Genomic DNA, 21,465 nt, shown 5'->3' with positions numbered 1-21,465 from the left:
TTTCTCTAGGACAAAGGAGCTGTTCCGTCTGGCCAATCATTCAAAATTTCTTTCCGAAGCAAGTAAGTAAGCCATTTACAATGAGGGTGATTTCGAATATTTTCGATTAACCCTTTTACAATGGCAGGGCTTAATGATGGTTCTATAAGGTGCTGCTTAAGTAAGACTAATGATTCCTTTTCAATCGGTTCATCGATTTCATTTATTTTCTGTTCCAGCATTTCAAGGAGGGTCTCCTTTGCGATTTGTGGATGTTCATAGACCTCCATCATATCCTTTGAAATAAAGGATAATGTTGAATGTTTCGCCAATATGTCTGTTTTTTCTACAAGGGTTTGCGATAACAATGAGACATCTAATGGTGCTTCGTTAAATAAGAACATACCAGAATAAGTTTGTATGAATCCTTTGATACAATACATCAAATCATACTTTGTCGCCTCTATCTCTTCCCCATATAGCTTCTCGAGCATTTCTAAAATGATCCTATCAGTTAAGCTGTCATAATAACGAATCTTCAAAAAGAGCTCGTCGCTAAAAGAATAACCTTGATCTTTAATAAAGAGCTTGGCCATATTAGAATGCTTCAGTAGGCCAATGAAAGTTCTATAGAAAAATGAATACAAAGGACGATCATTTTGCATATTGTTGACTGCATAGTCAATTTCAGAAATAAATTGACTCATGGAATGTTCGATTAAAGATAGAATAAGCTCTTCTTTGGATTTGAATGATAGATAAAAGGCCCCTTTAGATATCCCACAATACTCCGTTATTTGTTGCACTGATGTTGCTTCGAAACCTTGCTTAGCAAAGAGCTCTAAGGCCTTTTCTATAATTAATTGTCTTTTAACCATTGATTATTTCGCTCCCAGGTTATTTTATTGACAAATGACCAATTAGTCATTATTATAAGTAAATGAGTTTCATAAGTCAATTAAGGGTAGGTGTCATAGTGAAGGGTCTTGTCAATTTTGTATTGAAAAATAAATTAGCCGTATGGTTATTGACCATCATCATCACGGCCTCTGGAATTTACTCAGGGACACGGATGAACATGGAAACAATTCCGAATATTTCGATCCCATACTTAATGGTCATGGATGTATATCCTGGTGCCACTCCTGAGCGTGTCATGGAAGAGGTCTCTATGCCGATTGAGAAGGCAGTGGAGAACTTAGAAGATGTAAAGGCAGTTTATTCGAATTCATACTCGAATATGTCGAGCCTTCAGGTTGAGTATGAGTATGGAATTGATATGGATGAAGCGAAACGAGCACTTGATGCAGCCTTAGATGCAGTGGATTTGCCGGAAGGAGCTCAAAAGCCAGTTATTACAGCCATTAATATGAACATGATGCCGGTTGTGGCATTAAGTGTAAGTAGCTCCAAAGAGGATATTGTTGAATTAACCTCCACAGTAGAGGATGTTCTGCTTCCAAAGATTGAAAAACTCGATGGCGTCGCATCGGCAACGATAACAGGTCAGCATATAGAAGAGGTTGAGCTTACATACGATGATGCAAAGCTGGCTGAACTTGGCCTAACAGAAGATAAGGTTAAGGAAATGATTCAAGCAAGCGACCTTGCTGTTTCGTTAGGTCTGTACGAATTTAAAGAGGGAGAACAGGCTGTTTCGGTAGACGGGAAATTTATGACTGCGGATGAACTGAAAAACATGCTTATTCCTGTAACTCCTTCAGCAACACAACCATCCCCTTTTGTAAAGCTTAGCGATATTGCCAAGGTTGAAGTAGTAGGCAAGGTTCAATCTATTTCGCGAACTAATGGAGAAGATGCCATCGCAATCCAAATTGTGAAGGGTCAAGAAGCCAACACGGTTGATGTTGTGAACAAAGTAAAGGAATTAATGAAGGAACAAGAGAAAAAGATTGATGGTCTTATCGTCGATGTGTCTCTTGACCAAGGAAAACCAATTGAGGATTCCGTTATGACGATGGTCGAAAAAGCTGTATTCGGTGGATTAATCGCCGTATTAATCATTTTGCTATTCTTACGTGATTTCAAATCGACCATTATTTCCATCATCTCCATTCCAGTTTCTATTTTTATGGCATTAATGATTTTGCACTGGATGGATATCACACTTAATATTATGACCTTGGGTGCCATCACGGTGGCAATCGGTCGGGTTATCGATGACTCGATCGTCGTCGTGGAAAATATTTATCGCCGTCTTCACTTAAAAGAAGAGAAGTTAACTGGACGTGCTCTTATCCGTGAAGCGACAATCGAAATGTTCAAACCGATTTTATCTTCGACATTAGTAACGGTTGCGGTATTTGCTCCACTTATTTTTGTCGGTGGAATGGTCGGAGAGCTGTTCATGCCGTTTGCATTAACGATGTCATTTGCACTTGGAGCTTCGTTAATCGTTGCGATCACGATTGTTCCAGCATTATCTCACTTCTTATTCAAGAAGAAGCTTTATGGTGAGAAACAGGAAGGTCATCATAAAGAGGCTGGCAAGTTAGCAAGTTGGTACAAGGGAATTCTTGAAAAAGCCCTTAACCACAAGGTTATCACCTCCCTCATCGCAATTGTTTTATTAGCGGGAAGCTTAGCGTTAACACCATTAATCGGCTTTAGCTTCATGGGCAGCGAAGAGGAAAAAGTAATGTATTTGACCTATACGCCAGCGACAGGCGAACTGAAGGAAGATACATTAGCAAATGTTGAAGCAGTTGAAAAAGAAATGCTTAAACGAGATGATATTGATATTGTACAAATTTCCATTACGGACAAAGACAGTGCAGATCCCATGTCAGCCATGATGGGCGGTGGAACAGGTGGTGCGCTCATGTACCTCATCTTTGATCCAGATATGGAGAACTTCCCTGAAGTCCGCAAAGAAATTGAGGATCATGTATTCAATATTGATCAAAGCGGAGAGTGGAAGAGCCAGAACTTCTCGGCTATGTCTATGTCTTCTAATGAACTCAGCTACACTTTTTACAGTGAAGATTTAAAGAAACTCAATAAGTCTGTAAAAATGGTTGAGGATGTTATGAAAGATAATAAGCGCCTTGAAGATGTTACTTCTAGCACAGAGGATGCTTATGTGGAATATACCTTTAAGGTTGAACAGGATGAGCTTCTGCAGTATGGACTAACAACGGGGCAAATCATCATGATGTTAGCTCCAAACCATACGAAAGAAGTGCTGACGACTGTTGAAAAAGACGGCAATGAAATTGAAGTAATTGTACAGCATGAAAAAACAGTTCAGCCGAAGAATATTGATGAAATGTTAAAAACGCCAGTTCCGACAGCTTTGGGTACGACCATGCCGCTTTCAGAGCTTGTAACAGTTGAAAAAGGAACAACCTTAAATACACTTGCGCGCAGCAAGGGAGAGTACTATGCAACTGTTTCTGGAACCATCATCGATAAGGATGTCACGAAGGCATCTTCTGAAATTGAAAAAGAAATCGATAAGTTGGATTTGCCAAAAGGAGTAAGCATGGGAATAGCTGGTGTCCAAGCGGATATGAACGAAACCTTTACTCAGCTTGGAGTTGCGATGCTTGCAGCAGTTGCGATTGTCTACTTCATTCTAGTAGTGACATTTGGGGAAGGACTTGCGCCATTTGCGATTCTATTCTCGTTACCGTTTGCGGTTATTGGATCCTTCGTCGGCCTATATCTTGCAGGCGAAACGATTTCCGTATCGGTTATGATGGGGCTCCTCATGTTAATCGGTATTATCGTCACGAATGCGATCGTGCTTGTTGACCGGATTGTGCGTATGGAGCATAGCGGAATGGAAATGCGCGAAGCGATCCTTGAAGCGGGTGCAACACGCTTACGTCCAATCTTAATGACGGCGATTGCAACGATCGGTGCGCTTGTGCCGATGATTTTCGGGGCCGCTGGCGGTGGATTAATTTCGAAGGGTCTTGCAGTCACTGTTATTGGTGGTTTAGCAAGCTCAACATTATTAACCCTCATCATTGTGCCAATTGTCTATGAAGTTCTATCGAAGATGTTGAAGAAGAACCGTAAAGAAGTTAAGGAAAACTAAGTATATGTTTGTCATGCCCTGCAGGATGGTGATGTCTTGCGGGGTTTTTTACTTTTTAATCTACTCCTTTCCGTTCAGAAGGAGCCTAGAGAGTACAATTGCATCGAAAGCGACTGTTTCGATGGAAAATTGAAGGTATCCATGGACGATTGTCGCCCGAGCAAAAGGGAAATCCGTTCGTCCGGTAGTCAATCGCGGTGATTGTCGCCCGAGTAAAAGGGAAATCCATTCGTTCGGTAGTCAATCAAGGTGATTGTCGCCCGAGCAAAAGGGAAATCCCTGTTGCTCGGTAGACAATAAGACCCTTTGTCGCTTATAAGAGTGTCAATCAAGATCAAAGCGTTTTCAATCTTATCATTGTTTTCAAAGAAAAGAGTAAAAGATATTTTATGTGAGTAGATCAAATCTATTCATAATAAGACCATTGCCCTCGTCCGATGGTTTTGTAATTTTGCTTTAATATCCTTTGGATCATTTTCTTCGACTTAACGTCTTTACACCAATCATAAATGATATTTGTTGTTATTTTTTTCTTGGGAAAAAGTAATCTAAATTCCTCAATACTTCGAACGATAGCATCCTCAGTTTTTTCGTGACTCCGACATTTAGGGCAACCCATCTTTCTTGAGCTGATAGCAGTAAGAAATGAGAGACAAACTTCACAAGTTATTCCTTTTTTAAGCCAGTCATATTGATAGTTCGGTAGTTTTTTATGAGAGTAATTAGAAATATGTCCTTTAATCAGTAAATCTGCAAGCTTTTGATGTTGATTACTAAGTCTTGATGGGAGGGAGGTTAAATTTTTTCGAAGCTGATCCAATTGGGGTGAGAAAATAATTTTCTCATTTCGAGGTGCCTGGTATAAGAAAAAATGCGCGTGAATAAACACAAGAAACCCTTTAATGGAAAAATGGAGCCCAAGTTTTTGAAGATATTGGCGGAGTAAGGTTTCAACCCGATTTAATTGATGGAGAGGATTAGTAATTTCCCTATTGCTTGAACACGTATAAAAATTGTCATCTTGGTAATAAAAATCTCCTTCATAATTTTTTACTTCGAAAGGTATCAGCATTTCCTCTGTTATCAATAAGGAGTCGATTTGAAATGTGTTATTATTACATTCGAGTAATAAGTCATGCAAAATAAGAAATTTACTTTCCTGACTGGCTATTAAGGTATCAAACTTACATTCACCTTCAAAACCTTTCTTCAAATTCAAGTATTGCTGCTTTTCCTCAGACGACAATTCCATTCTTCCATTTAAGCATCTCCAAATTCTTAATTCCTGCGGTTCGGTGCGAGCTTTTAATAACATATTCCACTTCCTTTCAAATAATCTATAGCAATCATAAACAGGAGTTGTATAATAAATCCATGTATAATTCATGAATTTTCTAAATAATGGTGCAGATAAAGAGGAGAATAGTTATGACAACCAATCACGGGGCGGAATCCTTTTTAGAGGTAGCAAAATTAGCACTAGCTCGATATGACTTGAAAGTAAAGGATGTTTCATTTCTAGTTGAAGCCACAAATATGCTTTATCGGGTCGAGGACCATTCAGGGAATCAATTTGTTTTAAAAATTTTCGAAGAGGAATCGAGCACAATTGAGGATAATCTTGCAGAGGTATTTCTCATGAATCATATAGCTGAGAAAAATCTAGTATTACTTCCTTCTGTATTACCTGCAATGGACGGAAGCTTTGTTCAAGTTGTAGAATCGAAAGCTACAGAACAACCCAAACGACTCGCTCTCTACACATGGCTGGAGGGAGAGGATTTAGATGGCAATGAAAATAGGGAGCGCTTTATTCAGCTTGGTGAGCTAATAGCCAAACTACATGAGGCTACTTATGGACTTAGGATTCCTGAACATCTTTCACCGAAAAAATGGGATAAGGTTTTTTACTATAACGGAGAGAGCGCCATTTATAAGAATGCAGAGTATGAACCCATTCTCTCTTCGGAATATCATGAGGTAATGGACGCGATTATTCCTCTACTAAATGAAGGATTGGCATCCTATTATCAAAAAAATGCAGAGCAGCTCCAACTTATTCATGCGGATCTTAACCCGTGGAATGTGCGAGTATCTGGAGATAGGCTTAGTGTTCTGGACTTTGAAGAAGCCTTGCTGGGCTTACCCATTCACGATATAGCAATCGCATTGTACTATTATGCTTATGAAGATGATTTTGATTTTGAGGAGGTAAAAGGTCTGTTCCTTCAAGGGTATGAACAGGTACGTCCGTTGCCTCCATTCACTGATTTTGATCTGGATTTGTTCATGACGGCGAGAAGAGTGAATTTCCTCAACTATATCCTTACAGTAAGTGAGGACCCCGGGGAATACATTAAGATGAGTATTCCGAGGGTAAAGGATTTTATTAAAAAATATGACCTGAAATTGCTCTAGTCTAGGATAATGTGTAAAATTTCAAAACATTTTTTTGGATAGCTGAAATTTTTCCTCTTCCAGACCCGTTATAATTGACAAAGTACAAAATAGGAGGGGCCCCATGGAAGAGGATTTGCAGTGGATCGAAGAAGTGCTTGCTGGAAACAAGCAGGCCTATGCCCATATTATCAATAAATACAAGAATCCCTTATATGCGACTATTTTACGCATGACAAAAAATCCCCAAGATGCACAGGATTTGGTGCAAGAGGCATTTATTAAGGTTTATCATCAACTAGGGAAGTATGAGCAAAAGGGTTCATTTTCTAGTTGGCTGTATCGGGTCGCCATCAATCATTGTATGGACGAATTCCGAAAGAAGCGCTATTCCATGAAACAGGTAGAGGTGAGTGAAACAACAGCGATCACGACGAATCATCCCGAAATTGTTTTTCTGAAAAAAGAGAAGAATAGACAATTAGAACGGTTGATTGCGACTTTGCCAGAGGATGAACGAATGATTATTCTTCTGAGATATGTCAACGAATTGAGCTACAGCGAAATAAGTGAGATGGTGGATCTTTCTCTTGCCAATGTTCGTAACAAGCTGTTTCGAGCCAAGAAAAAAATGAGAGAACAGGTAAAAAAAGAAGGAGGGTATTTCCATGAATTGTCCAACGGTCGATAAGCTTTCGCGGTATGCGGATAACCTTTTATCAGAGGAAGAATATGCTCAAATACATATGCATTTAAAAGGCTGTCTTGACTGTATTCATGTGGTCAAAGCCTTTGAAGCCGAGGAAGAGTTTCTGAAGGAAACGCTGCAAACCCCTTCTTTACCTAATGATTTTGCCTCTGGTGTGTTGGAGCGACTCGAGCCTTATGAACAGAAAGTCAACCGGAAAAAATAATCTGGAAAAGAATGATCCTTCCAGCGGCGGTTGTTGTCCTTGCCTTTGGTTTAACTGCATCATTAAGCCCAAGCTTTGCGGACTGGATCGGTGGCCTATTCGCAACAGAACAAGTGGATGAAGGATTAAGAATGGCTTCAGATGCTGGTTTTGCAGAACGGGTCGACCTAGAAGTGACGGATCAAAAGTTAACCTTCAAGGTGGAGGATGTTGTTGCTGATACTTCGAGGATTGCGTTCTCTTATCAAGTGCTCAATCAGAATGGTAAACCACAAAAAGTCTATTTAGACTTTGCTGATTCCAATAATGAAATCTATGCTCTTGATCCAGAAAGAAAGAGGCTTGAAATTTCCAGTATGGGTTGGTCTGGAACGGAAGATGATTATGGGTTGATCGAGCTCTCCATACGAGATCAAACAGGGATAGAAGACCTTATAATCAAAATCCAACTAACGAAAATAAACGGGGTAAAAGGTAATTGGGAGTTAGAGATCCCTGTTGACTTAAAAAAGAGTCTCCAATCAACGAAGACGATTGCGTTGAACGATGTTCAAACAAGTGCACATGGAGTTACTGTTAACATGAAAGAGGTCCGATTTGCCCCTTCCTCCAATGAAATTATTTATGAAACAGGCTTTACCGACAAAGAAAAGCAAGGCATAGAGGAGCAGACTAAGCAGCTTGAGAAGGCTTTTGGAAAAAGTAATGTTCATAGCTTCGGTCATTATGGAACGGCGATTCAGTATCATCTCGAAAATCAAGACTCCAAGCCGATTTATTATCATAATGCCTTTCTAGAAGGAAAAGGACATACTAGTGATTTGGGTTTGATTCAAGGAACGGGTGAAGACGGGGAACAGTTTGGGCAGATGAAGTGGAATGAGTCCTTTATTCCACAAAAAGCTGATGCAAAACTAACCTTTGTTTTAGATGGCGTCATTAAAACAGTACCATCTGATTTCTCAATCAAAATTAAGCCAAAGGATTTAAAAAAGAAGCCATTAACATTTGAATACGAAGGAAATTATTTGACCATTAAAGATGTCAATATTGAAAGTGATTATTCACTCCGGAAGTCCGTCATTCCAATTGAAAAGGATTCCTTTTTAAAAATTGAAATGGAGGGTGGGAAGGAAGCGAAATCCTCTGATTTGGGTGCATGGATCATGGTAGATGATCAGGGCCAGTCCTACGAAGCCTTTCATAGCGGCTCCATCCTAGATGAAAAAGACAAAAATGGTCGCTATAAAACAACGACTGAACTCCGCATCTATAATCTAGAAGAAATTCCAGAGGAATTAACCTTACATCTTATTTCTGTCACTCGTTACCATGAAGTGAAGGAAAAATGGAGGGTGCCATTGTATTAAGTCTAGAATAGGAGACCATTGGATGACGAGGGGCCAAGACCCCTCGTCTCACAATTTAAGGCTAAAGACTTCAATGGTATTTATCATGCTATCGCCAGGTTTTGTAGAAGTGCTGATATAGGCAGTTTGGGAATCGGAGCTCCAAGCTCCTGTATAGGAGATGACCGCATATAATTCAGCATTTTCTAAGATTCGAACGGTGTTTTCAAGCTTATCATTGACTAGTTCGGCCATATAGACATTTGTTTTATATTCATTTCCGACCTGAACGGGTGTATCAAATAAGATTTTACTATGATCAGGTGATAGCTTGTAGAATGGCACCCAGATCCCTTCTTCATCCTTCCCACCTTCAACGAGCTGTGTAACTTCATCGGATGCTAAATCGATCATAAAAATTCCTGAGTTCCCTTTGTAAATATCATTAAAAATAATTTTGTCTGTTCCAATAAAGTCATAAGTATCCAACGAATCAATATTTTCTAATGTAGAAATGGTTTTAATATTCCCGTTATAGTCGAGATGGTATAGTCCATAGCCATCTTCCTTTGATTCTGCTGCGACATATATTCCTTCATCATCCTTTTTTATCGAGGTTAAGGTGAAATTATTGGTTTCGAACCAGTCCTTCATTTTCCAAGTATTTACTTCAGATGAGTCAACACGGATGACATGTACGACAATTTCTTCACCGCTCTCCACATGTATGACTTCTTTTCCCACAGCATCAGCAAAATAATATTCATACGTCTCGGTGCCGTTTCCAATTAGCTTCTCTGTACCAGATTCAAAATCAAGTACATATACTTTCTCATTCACTAATGAAAGAGCACGATTCCCATTTTCTGATATGGCAAAAAAGGGTTTTTCCGCAAGCTTCGTTTCTGCAAGTGTCCGTGCATCTATCATGTATGTTTCGTCATTTTGATTGTAATAAATTTTCTCCCCATGAAACCCTGTGTAATCCGCTTCTACTGGTAGCTTAACCGATTTCTCGTGTACAACAGGCTAAGGAGCTTTCCAGCTGCACATTTTCATTAATCGTGACTGTTTTTTGCGTATTTGCTGCTCCCGTTAGTGAACATCCCGTAGTTACTAATAACTAGATCAATCTCGGAGCCTTGAAATCTAGCTATTGCAGCTTTTCCCGTAGATGCTGAAAGCACAGAAAATCCTTCTTTTCGTAATGCATAAGCTAATATATCAACAATCGATTCCTCATCTTCAATAATTAAAATCCTTTTGTCCATTGTATTGCGTCCTTTCTTGTTCTTATAGCTATTTTACTAAAAAGATATTGCTAACGTATTGCCAACCGGGAAAAACATAGAAAAAGTGTCGAACAGTGGAACATAGGACAATCAATTAAGAAAATCCTATTTATATGCTCTACACCCCAACACCCACCTAGTTTTTACTATATTTAACATGTAGAAATTTGCTAATATTTGTAGAAAATTGCTTGAAATATTAGGTAATAAGGTTTATAATTTGTAACTGTTAATTATTTAGAATTGTAAAGTAGGTTATTTTAAGAAAAAAATTATCATGATCACAACTCTGTTGTAAGGCTAAAGGTGAATGATAAACCAATAAATTAATTAGCAAGACACTCTGGTGCCTAACTTTCTTAATTATGATTACGTTAAAACCCTTGGCTATTCAATGATACGGAGAATAGTCTTTTTTTTATCTTCTGTTAAAGAGATGTACTGGATGATCCGGTTGTGGCAGTCATCAAAAGAGAAGGTGATATTAAATGATCAGGTGATCAGAAAAAATCGTCATTATTTCAAAGCCGAAACGTTTATAGGTTTGTAGTATTTTAGACTTTATCAAAAAAATTTTAAAATAGATAAGAGGTCCTCATAGTGAAAAACTTCTTTAGAAATATGAAAGTAAAATTAATATTAGCATTTGCCTTTATACTCGTTATTCCCGCCATTAGTATTGGATTAATCTCTTATATGACAGCCAAAGATGCAGTGGAACATGAGGTATTAGCTGGAATTGGAGAAAATCTTGATTTATTAAATTTGACGATTGATAACACCATCGAGCCCAAAATTCATGATATAGATGTATTGTCCGAAACCGTAGCAGCATTGTTTGAAGGGGAAAGTAGTCCTGAATTACGTGGAATATTGAATCAGTATGTAAATTTGCACCAGGAAGCTCAAATTATATATGTTGGTACGCAAGAAGGCTTATTTGTGCAAGAACCAAAAACGGATATGCCAGTCGATTATGATCCAAGAAAAAGAGATTGGTATAAAGAGGCGATGGAGAGAAAAGGGGAAGTAGTGATATCGGAACCTTATATTTCAGCTAGTACAGGGGATATGGTCGTAACATTATCTAAAATGTTGAAAGACGGTTCAGGAGTTATAGGTGTTGATCTCGATTTAAGTTACCTACAAAAGCTCACAAATCAAGTAAAGATTGGTAAAGAGGGATACGCACTTATTTTAGATAAAAATAGAACATACATAGCTCACCCTACGAGTAATGCTGGGGATAAAGCTGAAGAAAGCTTTTACAATAAAATGTTTGAGAAAGAAAAAGGACAATTTAGCTATGAATTAGCTGGAAAAAATAAAATCATGGGATTTGTCACCAATGAAATGACAGGATGGAAAATAGGAGGAAATCTTTATTCTTCAGAGATCAGTGATGCCGCTGAATCAATTTTTCATAACACTGTGATCGTCATTGTGGTTGCATTGGTTATTGGTGCCTTAATGGTCTTATTTATCATAAAATCCATTATTAAACCGATTAGAGCTCTAAAAGAAAAGGCCATAACGATTAGTCAGGGGGATTTAACAGAGCATATTGAGATTCATTCCACTGATGAAATTGGTCAGTTAGGAAAAGCCTTTAATGAAATGCAGGAGAGCCTCAGTGGTCTAGTTCAAGAGGTAGATCAGCATGCAGAACAAGTTGCGGCTTCGGCAGAAGAACTAACTGCCAGCGCGGAGCAGACAACAAGTGCTACAGAGCAAGTATCTGCATCCATTCAAGAGGTGGCAAGTGGTGCGGAGAATCAGACGAATGGGTTGGATCAAAACGCACAGTTCTTGGCTAAAACTTCTGAGAGTATATCTCTTATAGCGGACCATTCTATGCATGTTGCGGAACTTGCTCATCATACGACAAGACAAGCGGAAATAGGTGGGCAAGCAGTTGCCAATACAGTGACTCAAATGAATTCTATTCATCATTCTGTTACGGAATCGAATACGATGATTAAATCTTTGTCTGAACGCTCTAAGGAAGTAAGGTCGATACTAGATGTGATTACGGGAATTGCGGATCAAACCAATCTTCTTGCTTTGAATGCAGCAATTGAAGCAGCAAGGGCCGGGGAACATGGCAAGGGTTTTGCGGTTGTAGCTGATGAGGTAAGAAAGCTTGCTGAACAATCTCAAAGCTCTGCAAAACAGATTCACGAAATTGTTCAAGGAATCCAAGAGGATACGGAAAGCTCCGTTCAGATTATGGCTCGTGTTATGGATGATGTGCAGGCTGGGGTAGAAGTATCTCATGAAGCGATAGAGAAATTCAATTTAATACTAGATAGTACGAAAGAAATTACTCCAGAAATGGAGGAAATTTCTTCAATGTCACAAAGGATATCAGCAGCTATTCAGGAGATTACTATTACTGCAAATGAACTATCCACAGTTGCGCAAAATAATGCCGCAACGTCAGAAGAAGTGGCAGCTTCTACAGAGGAACAACTAGCTTCGATGGAGGAAATCACTGCATCAGCAAAATCTCTTTCCTCTATGGCAGAAGAATTAAACCAATTAATTTCCAAGTTTAAGTATTAAGTAGAAATAGATCCCTCCCAAGTGCAGTTGGGAGTCCATTTCTAAATCACTTGCTATGTTTTTATTATTTGTAGCAAATAAAGGCTGTTTTATTAGGTAAGGACCAACTCTAATCAGGTGATGGGAGTTGGTCCTTTTTGTTAGCAATTGCTATCAAACGAATAGCGGCCGCTAGCAAAATGATAGCACTTGCTAGCAAAACAAAAAAAGTGAAACAAGTGATAGGCTTTGCTCGTATAAAATAGAAATAGAGAAAAGCAAGGAAGTGATGAAGCATGGTTAATTCGTGGGGACGGGAGAAGATAGAAATTCCTAAAACTAAGGGTGAGTGGATTTGGGATATTATCGGATATATGTTCTTCATCGGGTCAATCATTTTACTCGTGTTTGTGTGGAGCAGCCTTCCAGAACAGGTACCTAGTCATTATAATGCAGCCGGTGAGGTGGACCGTTGGGGATCAAAAATAGAGTTATTTATCTTGCCAGGGGTAGGGCTATTTACTGCTATTTTGATGCAGATTTTTGAAAGATTCCCTGAGATGCATAACTATCCTGCACGATTAAATGAATCAAACACAGAACAGTTTTATTTACATAGTCGCAAGCTTCTTAACAGACTAAAAAATATTTGTCTTATCCTATTCTCACTCATACTCTATGAATCCATATCGATTGCTATGGAGTGGGGAAATGGTTTTGGAAAGTGGTTCCTCCCGCTGGCTCTTGTTGGGACCTTTCTTCCAATTGTCCATGGACTGATTCAACAAAGGAAAATCAAATAGACTGACGACCAATGGGAAGGGGAGTATTGAATAGGGTCGACTAGGGTAAGGCTTTGGGCAGATCTGTGGGTACTTTTCCATCAAGTGGTATATAATATCCTCCATAATCAGTATGCAAGGAGGAATGGTTCATGGAGATCGGAATTAGCACGTTTGTTGAGACAACCCCGGACGTCAAGACAGGGAAAGTGATTAGTCATGCAGAGAGATTGCGTGAGGTGGTAGAGGAAATTATCCTAGCGGACCAGGTGGGGTTGGACGTATATGGGGTGGGAGAGCATCATCGAAAGGACTATGCAGCTTCTTCTCCAGCAGTTCTACTTGCCGCCGCTGCATCCCAAACAAAAAGAATTCGGTTAACGAGTGCCGTATCGGTGCTTTCCTCCGATGACCCGGTACGGGTGTTTCAGGACTTCGCCACACTCGATGGGATATCAAATGGTCGCGCAGAAATCATGGCAGGACGTGGCTCCTTTATCGAATCATTCCCGCTGTTTGGCTATGATTTAGATGATTACAATGAATTATTTGATGAAAAACTAGATTTGCTGTTAAAAATTTGCCAATCAGAAAAAGTAACCTGGAGCGGCAATCATCGCCCAGCGATCAATAATTTGGGCATCTATCCACGTCCCGTACAGAACCCTCTGCCAGTTTGGATTGGAAGCGGTGGTACTCCACAATCCGTTGTTCGAGCAGGACAGCTTGGTCTACCGCTTGTATTGGCGATCATCGGTGGTAGACCGACCCAATTTGCCCCGCTTGTGAAATTATATAAGAGGGCGGCAGCAGAGGCAGGCCATGATGTATCGAAGCTCCCTGTTGCGTCACACTCCCATGGTTTTATTGCCGAGAGTGAAAAGATTGCCTGTGAAAAATTCTTCCCGCCAACACAGTATGCCATGAACGTTATTGGAAGGGAACGGGGCTGGGGCCATTATGATCGAGCGACATTTGATGCGGCGAGAAGCCCAGAAGGCGCACTTTATGTGGGCGATCCAGAAACCGTGGCGCAAAAGATTATCCATCTCCGCAAAAATGTCGGCATCACCCGTTTCATGCTCCATGTACCACTTGGAACGATGCCACACGCCGATGTCATGAAAGCCATTGAACTCCTAGGCACAGAGGTCGCCCCTCGAGTCCGCGAAGAAATCGCCAAATGGGAAGAAGAAAATTAGGTACCTGGTACCATCCGTGGACATTTGACCCAATTTGTCCGTCCCATATGGACAATGGTACCTGGTACCATTGGTGGACATTTTCTACCTGGGGTGGACACTTCAAAATCAAACCGCTAATGAAGAGGGATTTTTTAAAGTCCCTCTTTACTTTTGTGTTTTATGGGTGTAGAATTTCTACATACCTAATAAATCTAGGTAGGTGAGAGAATGTTTAATCGCGAATTGGTAAAGGGGAGTACTTCACTGTTATTGCTGCAGCTGTTGAATGAGCGGGATATGTATGGCTATGAGCTTGTCAAGGAGCTAGAAAGGCGCAGCAGCAATGAGTTTTCCCTAAAGGAAGGAACTCTGTATCCGGCTCTTCATAAGCTCGAAAAGCAGGAATATATTGAATGCTATTGGCAGGCGCAGGAGAAGGGTCCAGCGCGGAAGTATTATCGTATTACTGAGGCGGGAAGAGAAATTCTTCTTGAGAGAACTCGTGAATGGAACGATTTTGTTTCGATCATGAACAAGATGATGGGAAGAAAAAATCATGGAACAGCTGAAGAATGAATTTTTAACAGAACTTAGCAAGCGCCTAGGAAATCATGAAGAAAAAGAATCGATTCTACAGGAATATGAAGCCCATCTTGATGAACTTCTGATCACCTTATTTAAGCTTGATGATGAAGCTGCCATAAGGGAAGAGATTTACAAAAGATTTGGCAATCCTGAAGAAATAGCAGAAATGTGGAGGGAAGAGCTCTCCGTCACGCCTAGCAACATGAAATGGTTGTTCATTGCTGTTAACATTCTTTTTTTCGGAGGGGGTGCGGTCCTAACCCTTGCCCATAATCTGTTTGATTGGGGTTGGCTTGCTAAGCTATGGAATTATTTGACCTCCATTCCGATTTTAATCGCAATGATATATTTGTTCTTCTGGGCGTTACTCGGCTATGAAATTGGCAGAGGCTTTGGCCATCGGGGAAAGAGAATACTGAAGAAAACTTTCCTACTAGCATTAATTCCAAACTTAACCTTGATGTTCTTAACCGTATTTCGAATCATTCCTCGTGAATGGTTCCACCCGTTATTGTCTGAAGCCTTTATCGTCATATGCATTCTTTTTACCGTTCTTTTATATCCGGTTTGTCTTATCAGCTACAAATGGGGGAAAAAAGCTTCGATATGAGCTTTTTTTTACCAATATACATAGAATTTCTATATAGGTAGAATTACAATGGAGGTACAAAGATAATGGAAATTAAAGTGGAAAAAATAGATTGGCTCTTTCTCTTTCTATGTCTAATCGTCGGGATTGTGGCGGAGGAAGCCTTTTTCAGAGATCAAATTGGTATTTCCTATTTTGTCTTTATCGTCGTATTTTATATGCTGTTCTTTTGGCGATTTCGCTCATTCTCCTTCTCGCATCAAAGGCTGGGATATCTCGTGTTAATTGCCGTTTGGATACTTTCAGCAAGCTATTATCTGTCTGATTCGGTCCTTTTTTACACATTGAATCTGCTTGTCATTCCGTCACTTGTTATTTTTCATCTGGCACTTGTAACATTACCGAAAAAGATCGAGTGGAGCAGCATTCCTTTTATTGGTTATATTTTTAAGCGGCTTGGGGATGGATTTCTTTACAGTGTTCGTTTTTCCAGCCAATTAACAAATAAATTCAAACAGAATAGCAATCCCAAAAAGTATGATGTTGTGAAAAAAATCCTAATAGGGATGGTCATTTCCGTACCGATTTTGTTCATCGTTCTCAATCTTCTCATAGAAGCGGACACACAATTTGCAAGAATCCTGAATATCTTACCGAATTTACTAACCTTTAGGGTGGAATATATCATCCGCTTATGTATTATTCTTCTTTATACATTTGGATTCTTTGGATTCATGCAGGCACTTAAGCAAAAAAAGCTTCCGCACACAGAAGGGACGCTGAAGCCGATTTCAGTAGATGGGATTATTACATTAACGGTTCTATTACTCATGAATGTGGTGTATCTTCTGTTCGTGGCTGTCCAGTTTAAATACTTTTTCAGTGGCACCCTTGAGGATGGCTACACCTATGCGGAATATGCGCGTCGTGGGTTTTTTGAATTGCTGTTCGTGACTTTAATCAATCTTTCGGTTACGACCGGAGTCATTAGCTTCACCAAAAACGTTCAGGGAGCATTAAAGCAGGCCATTCGCTTCGCCTTGACGATTCTAGTATTAGCAAGCGGTGTGCTTCTTGTCTCAGCGTTTATGAGGTTAACGATGTATGAGGATGCTTACGGCTTCACATTTACAAGGGTTCTAGCCCATTCTTTTATGATTTTCCTTATGGTGATTTTCGCCTATACACTGGTAAAAATTTGGCTGGAGAAGCTGTCATTGTTCCATTTTTACTTTATTGCCGCACTGCTTTATTATGTAGGGATCAATGTTGTCAATCTTGACCAGTTTGTTGTGGAGCAAAATCTCACTCGCTATGAGAAAACGGGAAAAATTGATATTCATTATTTAGACAGCATGTCCGCAACGGGAACGCTTGGATTAATAGAGCTTTATAAGAAAGATCCTCATGTTCCAGGTTTGAAGGAACTCCTCGAGCAGCAGAAGGAAGACCGAGAATACATCAAAAGCGACGCCTGGCAATCACATAACTGGGTTAGAGATAAGGCTTATAAAGAGCTGGGGAGGATCCAGTTTTAAGAAGGTCCTGTTATAGCTTGTTCTACCGCCATGAGTGAACATCAACATCGCCAAGAAGAAAGGGAAGCGCTAGGCTTCCCTCTTTGAATTCATTGCTTAAGACCAAAATGAAGCTGAGTTGTTCCGGTTATTTTTAACTTCTGGCCCTTTTTCAACAGCACGTCAATCTTTGTTCCACTATCCCCGCCAATGACCTCATAAATATGAGGGGATTGCCCCTTCTCGAATATTTGCAAATATCCTAAATCATCGCCTGTCACAACGTAGGTGCCTTCCTTAATATCTTTGCCAACCTCCCAAATGCCCGTGCTTAAATCGGTTGAGACCTTTGTTTCGACGGGAGTAATAAACACCTGCTCGAAGCTGTTCACATGGATGATATGAGAACCGTTCAGATCGACCGTGATTGTTTCAATTCCTAGAGGAGGTGGCGCGATCAATTCATGGAGCAGCAAGCCTCCGTTTTCATCTCGAATGTAGACGTTTCCGCTCAATTGGCCACTGATTTGGTACCTGCCTTCGGGAACCGTAATGTCCTTCCCCTCTTTGTAAATAGCATCAACCACCATTTCCTTCGCCATGGCATTCGTTCTATCGATGGAGTCATAAATGGATTCACTCATATTTTCCAGTAGCTTCTCCTTTTCATCGCCCGTAATCTCATAATTTGTTTGATAGCTAAGTACCTTTTCAGAGGGCTGAGGCTGGCAGCCTGTGAAAAAAAGCAAGCTAATCATCATGAAGCAGATAACCTTTTTCATCGATCCTGTGCCTCCCTATCTAACGTACCCTTTACATTTCAACGTAGAATTTTTCATACAGCTCCATGGTTCCGAGAGGTCCTACGGTTAACTCCTTCACTTTCGACGCAAGGAACCGTTCGATCCACTTTGATTGTTCATCTTCATCCATCTGATCAATCGGGATACAGCACAAATGATTAGCAATAAAAAGATGGTCATCGGGTAGCTTATATTCCTGTGAAAGCCTTTCATACTGCTCACGGTCTATATCAATTTTTATATAAAGAGCGGTTGATTCATCTAGGCTCTGCTGATGAATGATCCCTCCAGCCTTTAAATACAGGACCCGATCAGCGTATAAATCGAGATTTTCTAATAAATGTGAAGCAACAAATATAAGCTTTTCTTCCTGTTTCATCTTCATTAACTGTTGAGAAATAAGGGCAACATTGGAGATATCGAGCCCATTCATGACTTCGTCCATCAGCATAATGGGTGTATCCGCAGCCATCATCATGGCAAAGCATAAGCGCTGCCGCATCCCCAATGAGTAGGTGCGAACCTTTTTCTTAACATACCCTGTCATCCTTAGCTGCTCGATAACTTCTGGAATATGCCGAGTCGTTCCTTTCCACATACTGGCGTATAAATTCAAGTGGTCAACACCGGTTAATTCATCGAATAAATCACCCTGGTCAGGAAAGCTGACGAGGATTTTTCGAATCGAGAGCTCGTCTTTTTCTGTTTTGTACTCTAATTGATCTAAAAATGTAACAGAGCCTGAATTCGGCTTTAAGAAATTAGCAATCACATTGAATAAGGTTGTTTTTCCTGTGCCATTCGGGGCAACCAGACCGATGATTTCCCCTTTTTCAGCGGTTAATGAAAGCTTATTTAAAACAGTTTTATCCTTATATATAACGGAAATATCCTTCAATTTAAGCATGCTTTGCCTCATTTCTAAAGGTTGTTTTCGTACGGATTGTGGCTTTCTAAAACGGTTTTAGAAGGGGTTTGTCCTTCGGTTTTCTAATATACATGTACTGATTGATAGCATAGATGCAGCCGATTAATAGGAAAGTGATGCCTGCCAGCCATACCATGGCATTCCCCCAATCAAGGGAGGGGCTCCCGAGCTGTACGGCTAAATCTCCAGATAAACAACTAGCAATGTCTATGTATTTTATCGGAGAGAGCAGAGGTGAATGAACTAGGTCTGGCAGAAAATAGATTCCGATTCCTACCAATAGATTGGCAAATGCGTTTTGAAATAGCATGTTCAGCAAGATGGAAAAGATAAGGATCAGCACCGTAACTAGAGCCATTCCTACAAATATATAAATCAGGTACTGCCAAATTGAAACAGCTATATATTCATGATTTTTATAGATTAAGATTGGAAAAGAAAAATCCTTCGCTTGTAGCTTCGTAACGATATAGCCCATCCCTATTAAAAACCCCATAATGAGTAGGACATAAATATAGCAGAAATAAACAGTAATCTTTCCTCCAACCTTTTTGAAGAAGGAGAGGGGAAAGCCCTTCGTTATCGTTTCGTGCACCTTTTCATAGAGTAGTAGCTCACTGCCGCAAATTAGGATGATGATGAGAAGCAAGAGCCCGCTCATCCTATTCAGGGCATTGGTAAAAAAGTGATTAGTTAGAAAGGAGCTCTCTTCAATGGTCATCTGATGCTCTTTCATATAATGAAGCAGAGCATCCTCCTTCAGAATCTCTTCCTTCGATTTAATGAGGTGCTTTGGGATTCCTTTATTACCGAGCTCATGAACCTGAAGGCGCAGCTGATTGAGCTCCAAGCCATTTTCGATATATTGCTCGCTATCATCGCCAATGCCTAAATAATAGACTTGGAAATTTATTAAAGACGATTGCTTCAGAAGATTTTCATGGATTTTGGCCATCACCGGAAGCTCTTCTCCCATGTATTCTACATTTTCAAAAATGATATTCATTTCTTCTTTTTCTACTCTTTTTTGCTCAATTAATGTCTGGGGTTGAGCCCTGCTATCATATATAAAGAATACGAGGAAAAAGAGCAGTAAAAACACAGCAATAAACCAGCTTTTTCGATTGTGAAGCAATAGCTTTGTTTCAAATCTAGTATAATTCCAGAACATCTTTTAGTTCCTTTCTGCTTGCTCTGATAAATTTATAGGTATGGATTTGAGCAAAACACAAGTACAGCCCTCTACTTAAATCCCCTGATAAAAACGGCGTCTATCAACCATGCGGGAAACGACAAAAAGAATGATTTCTATAACGAGTACTGTTATTAAGAAAACGAGAATTCCTTTTTCATAGGTAATGGTTTGCGAGTTAATAAGATAATTTTTTTCGCCAGTGATGACTTTACCAACCTCAAAGAATGTCTGCGGGAAATGACTAATCTCAATTCCAAATAAATCTCTTAAGCTTCTAGAAAAATAAACTCGTTCACAAAAGAGAAAGCCGGTGCTTACCATTAGTACAAGCCAAGTATTTTTGAAGAGAAGGCTCCAAATTGCATTAAACCGAATAAAAAGATAAATAAGAATGGGGATAAGCCCTAGGGACATCAAGAAAAACTTTGCTAGTGAAATGGTCTCATATTGATTCTGTCCAAACACACCCGCTTGATTGGGGATCTGGATTGGAACGCGAATGGAAAAGGATCCGAACCCATTTTGAATCGCAAGAATGATAGTGGCTAGGACAAGAATGGCAGCTAACACAACGAATGTATAGCAAAAAGCGACCAATGACTTAATGTTGATTAAGCGGTACCATGAAATAGGCAGGCCTTGTAGAATGGTCCGATTTTGACGGTCCTTCGTCAACATGTCACAGCTAAAATAAATGGCACAAAAGAAGATACCTAATACGACAGAGCTCAGAAGTAAATTCTGGATGGTTTGCAGGGCAGTTTTTTGCTCGAGCAGTTCATAGGTAATGGGTAGACCCTCGTTTAAGTATCCCTGATAACGAAGGATTGTTTGATTAAATAAATGAATGCTGTCCTTTCCAGGGAAGGGGGAATTAAAGATGGTCATGTCGTTCGGACTGACCCCGTTATAAGCAAAGTCCTTCATTCTTAGATGGGTAAAGCGAACGAAATTCTCATCTTCAAATGCTCTAAGTAGCTTGCTTCGAATTTTCATTTGGTACTCATTTTCAGCATAAATGAATCGGCCAGACATGGGCGAAAAGCCGGCTTCCCCACGGGCTTCCTTTGCTGTCTGAACTGCGGCAAGCTCTTCTAGCTCTTGCTTTGTTTGGATAGGATTAAATGAATCAGGGGTTTGTTTTTCCGGAAGGACAAACATACAGTAGCTGATGACTAAAACCAGTAAAGCGAGAATAAATAGGATATTTTTTTGGCTTCTTGTAATCATTTTGAATTCATGTTGGATGATCGATTTATTCAATATGAGTTCTCCTTTTATAGCGCATATGAAAAATTACTTGTTTGATAGTTACTCATTATTCTATTATAAGATTTTTCC

General features: G+C 39.8%; 19 protein-coding genes. 11 read left to right on the top strand and 8 right to left on the bottom strand.

Annotated elements, in window-relative coordinates:
• Positions 1-5: 5 nt before the first annotated feature.
• Positions 6-857: a TetR/AcrR family transcriptional regulator gene (locus J2S07_RS10145; RefSeq protein ID WP_307150277.1), complete on the bottom strand. Its 852-nt coding sequence runs from the start codon at positions 855-857 to the stop codon at positions 6-8.
• A 98-nt stretch (positions 858-955) separates the two neighbouring features.
• Here J2S07_RS10145 and J2S07_RS10140 point away from each other — a divergent pair, with 98 nt between their 5' ends.
• On the top strand, positions 956-4,045 hold the full coding sequence (locus J2S07_RS10140) for an efflux RND transporter permease subunit (RefSeq protein WP_307150276.1): 3,090 nt from the start codon (positions 956-958) through the stop codon (positions 4,043-4,045).
• Positions 4,046-4,451: 406 nt separating this feature from the next.
• On the opposite strand, the gene J2S07_RS10135 is transcribed toward J2S07_RS10140, so the two are convergent.
• Positions 4,452-5,432 (bottom strand): nuclease-related domain-containing protein, encoded by a 981-nt coding sequence (locus J2S07_RS10135; RefSeq protein ID WP_307150275.1) that lies wholly within the window; start codon positions 5,430-5,432, stop codon positions 4,452-4,454.
• A 41-nt stretch (positions 5,433-5,473) separates the two neighbouring features.
• Here J2S07_RS10135 and J2S07_RS10130 point away from each other — a divergent pair, with 41 nt between their 5' ends.
• From J2S07_RS10130 to J2S07_RS10115, 4 genes are all read left to right on the top strand, one after another.
• Positions 5,474-6,463, top strand: a complete 990-nt coding sequence (locus tag J2S07_RS10130; protein WP_307150274.1) for a phosphotransferase enzyme family protein — start codon at positions 5,474-5,476, stop codon at positions 6,461-6,463.
• A 103-nt stretch (positions 6,464-6,566) separates the two neighbouring features.
• Positions 6,567-7,133: an RNA polymerase sigma factor gene (locus tag J2S07_RS10125; RefSeq protein ID WP_307150273.1), complete on the top strand. Its 567-nt coding sequence runs from the start codon at positions 6,567-6,569 to the stop codon at positions 7,131-7,133.
• A complete protein-coding gene (locus J2S07_RS10120) occupies positions 7,111-7,356 on the top strand; it encodes an anti-sigma factor family protein (protein ID WP_307150272.1) in 246 nt (81 codons plus the stop codon). The genes J2S07_RS10125 and J2S07_RS10120 overlap by 23 nt, the downstream gene beginning before the upstream one ends.
• Positions 7,357-7,367: 11 nt before the next feature.
• Positions 7,368-8,726 carry a DUF4179 domain-containing protein gene (locus J2S07_RS10115; RefSeq protein ID WP_307150271.1) on the top strand — a complete coding sequence of 453 codons (1,359 nt, stop codon included), beginning with the start codon at positions 7,368-7,370 and terminating at the stop codon, positions 8,724-8,726.
• Between the two features lie 48 nt (positions 8,727-8,774).
• On the opposite strand, the gene J2S07_RS10110 is transcribed toward J2S07_RS10115, so the two are convergent.
• Together J2S07_RS10110 and J2S07_RS10105 are read right to left on the bottom strand one after the other, a co-directional pair.
• Positions 8,775-9,635, bottom strand: a complete 861-nt coding sequence (locus J2S07_RS10110; RefSeq protein ID WP_307150270.1) for a TolB-like translocation protein — start codon at positions 9,633-9,635, stop codon at positions 8,775-8,777.
• 128 nt (positions 9,636-9,763) lie between these two features.
• Entirely contained in the window at positions 9,764-9,976 is a 213-nt protein-coding gene (locus tag J2S07_RS10105; RefSeq protein WP_307150269.1) for a response regulator transcription factor, read from the bottom strand.
• Between the two features lie 621 nt (positions 9,977-10,597).
• Between J2S07_RS10105 and J2S07_RS10100 the strand changes: the two genes are divergently transcribed.
• The 6 genes from J2S07_RS10100 (at position 10,598) to J2S07_RS10075 (ending at position 17,219) form a co-directional block, all read left to right on the top strand.
• Positions 10,598-12,562, top strand: coding sequence for a methyl-accepting chemotaxis protein (locus J2S07_RS10100; protein ID WP_370872814.1), 1,965 nt, complete (start codon positions 10,598-10,600; stop codon positions 12,560-12,562).
• A gap of 275 nt (positions 12,563-12,837) precedes the next feature.
• A complete protein-coding gene (locus J2S07_RS10095) occupies positions 12,838-13,344 on the top strand; it encodes a DUF1648 domain-containing protein (RefSeq protein ID WP_307150268.1) in 507 nt (168 codons plus the stop codon).
• 131 nt (positions 13,345-13,475) lie between these two features.
• The gene (locus J2S07_RS10090; protein ID WP_307150267.1) at positions 13,476-14,525 is read left to right on the top strand and encodes an LLM class flavin-dependent oxidoreductase; all 1,050 of its coding nucleotides are present in this window, start codon (positions 13,476-13,478) and stop codon (positions 14,523-14,525) included.
• 210 nt (positions 14,526-14,735) lie between these two features.
• Positions 14,736-15,083: a PadR family transcriptional regulator gene (locus tag J2S07_RS10085; protein WP_307150266.1), complete on the top strand. Its 348-nt coding sequence runs from the start codon at positions 14,736-14,738 to the stop codon at positions 15,081-15,083.
• Complete coding sequence (locus J2S07_RS10080; RefSeq protein WP_307150265.1) at positions 15,064-15,702, top strand: HAAS signaling domain-containing protein; 639 nt, start codon at positions 15,064-15,066, stop codon at positions 15,700-15,702. Before J2S07_RS10085 ends, J2S07_RS10080 begins: the two co-directional genes overlap by 20 nt.
• A gap of 65 nt (positions 15,703-15,767) precedes the next feature.
• Positions 15,768-17,219 carry a DUF4153 domain-containing protein gene (locus J2S07_RS10075; RefSeq protein ID WP_307150264.1) on the top strand — a complete coding sequence of 484 codons (1,452 nt, stop codon included), beginning with the start codon at positions 15,768-15,770 and terminating at the stop codon, positions 17,217-17,219.
• Between the two features lie 89 nt (positions 17,220-17,308).
• Here the strand turns inward: J2S07_RS10075 and J2S07_RS10070 are convergent, their stop codons facing one another.
• The 4 genes from J2S07_RS10070 to J2S07_RS10055 form a co-directional block, all read right to left on the bottom strand.
• A complete protein-coding gene (locus J2S07_RS10070; RefSeq protein ID WP_307150263.1) occupies positions 17,309-17,980 on the bottom strand; it encodes a hypothetical protein in 672 nt (223 codons plus the stop codon).
• A gap of 31 nt (positions 17,981-18,011) precedes the next feature.
• Complete coding sequence (locus J2S07_RS10065) at positions 18,012-18,908, bottom strand: ABC transporter ATP-binding protein (protein ID WP_307150262.1); 897 nt, start codon at positions 18,906-18,908, stop codon at positions 18,012-18,014.
• A 46-nt stretch (positions 18,909-18,954) separates the two neighbouring features.
• Positions 18,955-20,100 carry a hypothetical protein gene (locus J2S07_RS10060; protein WP_307150261.1) on the bottom strand — a complete coding sequence of 382 codons (1,146 nt, stop codon included), beginning with the start codon at positions 20,098-20,100 and terminating at the stop codon, positions 18,955-18,957.
• Positions 20,101-20,175: 75 nt separating this feature from the next.
• Positions 20,176-21,387, bottom strand: a complete 1,212-nt coding sequence (locus J2S07_RS10055) for a hypothetical protein (RefSeq protein ID WP_307150260.1) — start codon at positions 21,385-21,387, stop codon at positions 20,176-20,178.
• Positions 21,388-21,465 lie beyond the last annotated feature (78 nt).

This window comes from Anoxybacillus andreesenii, assembly GCF_030813005.1.
In the GTDB taxonomy this organism is placed as follows: domain Bacteria; phylum Bacillota; class Bacilli; order Bacillales; family Cytobacillaceae; genus Robertmurraya; species Robertmurraya andreesenii.
The sequence above is the reverse complement of the archived record's forward strand: the minus strand, read 5'-3'. Positions and strand labels throughout refer to the sequence as shown.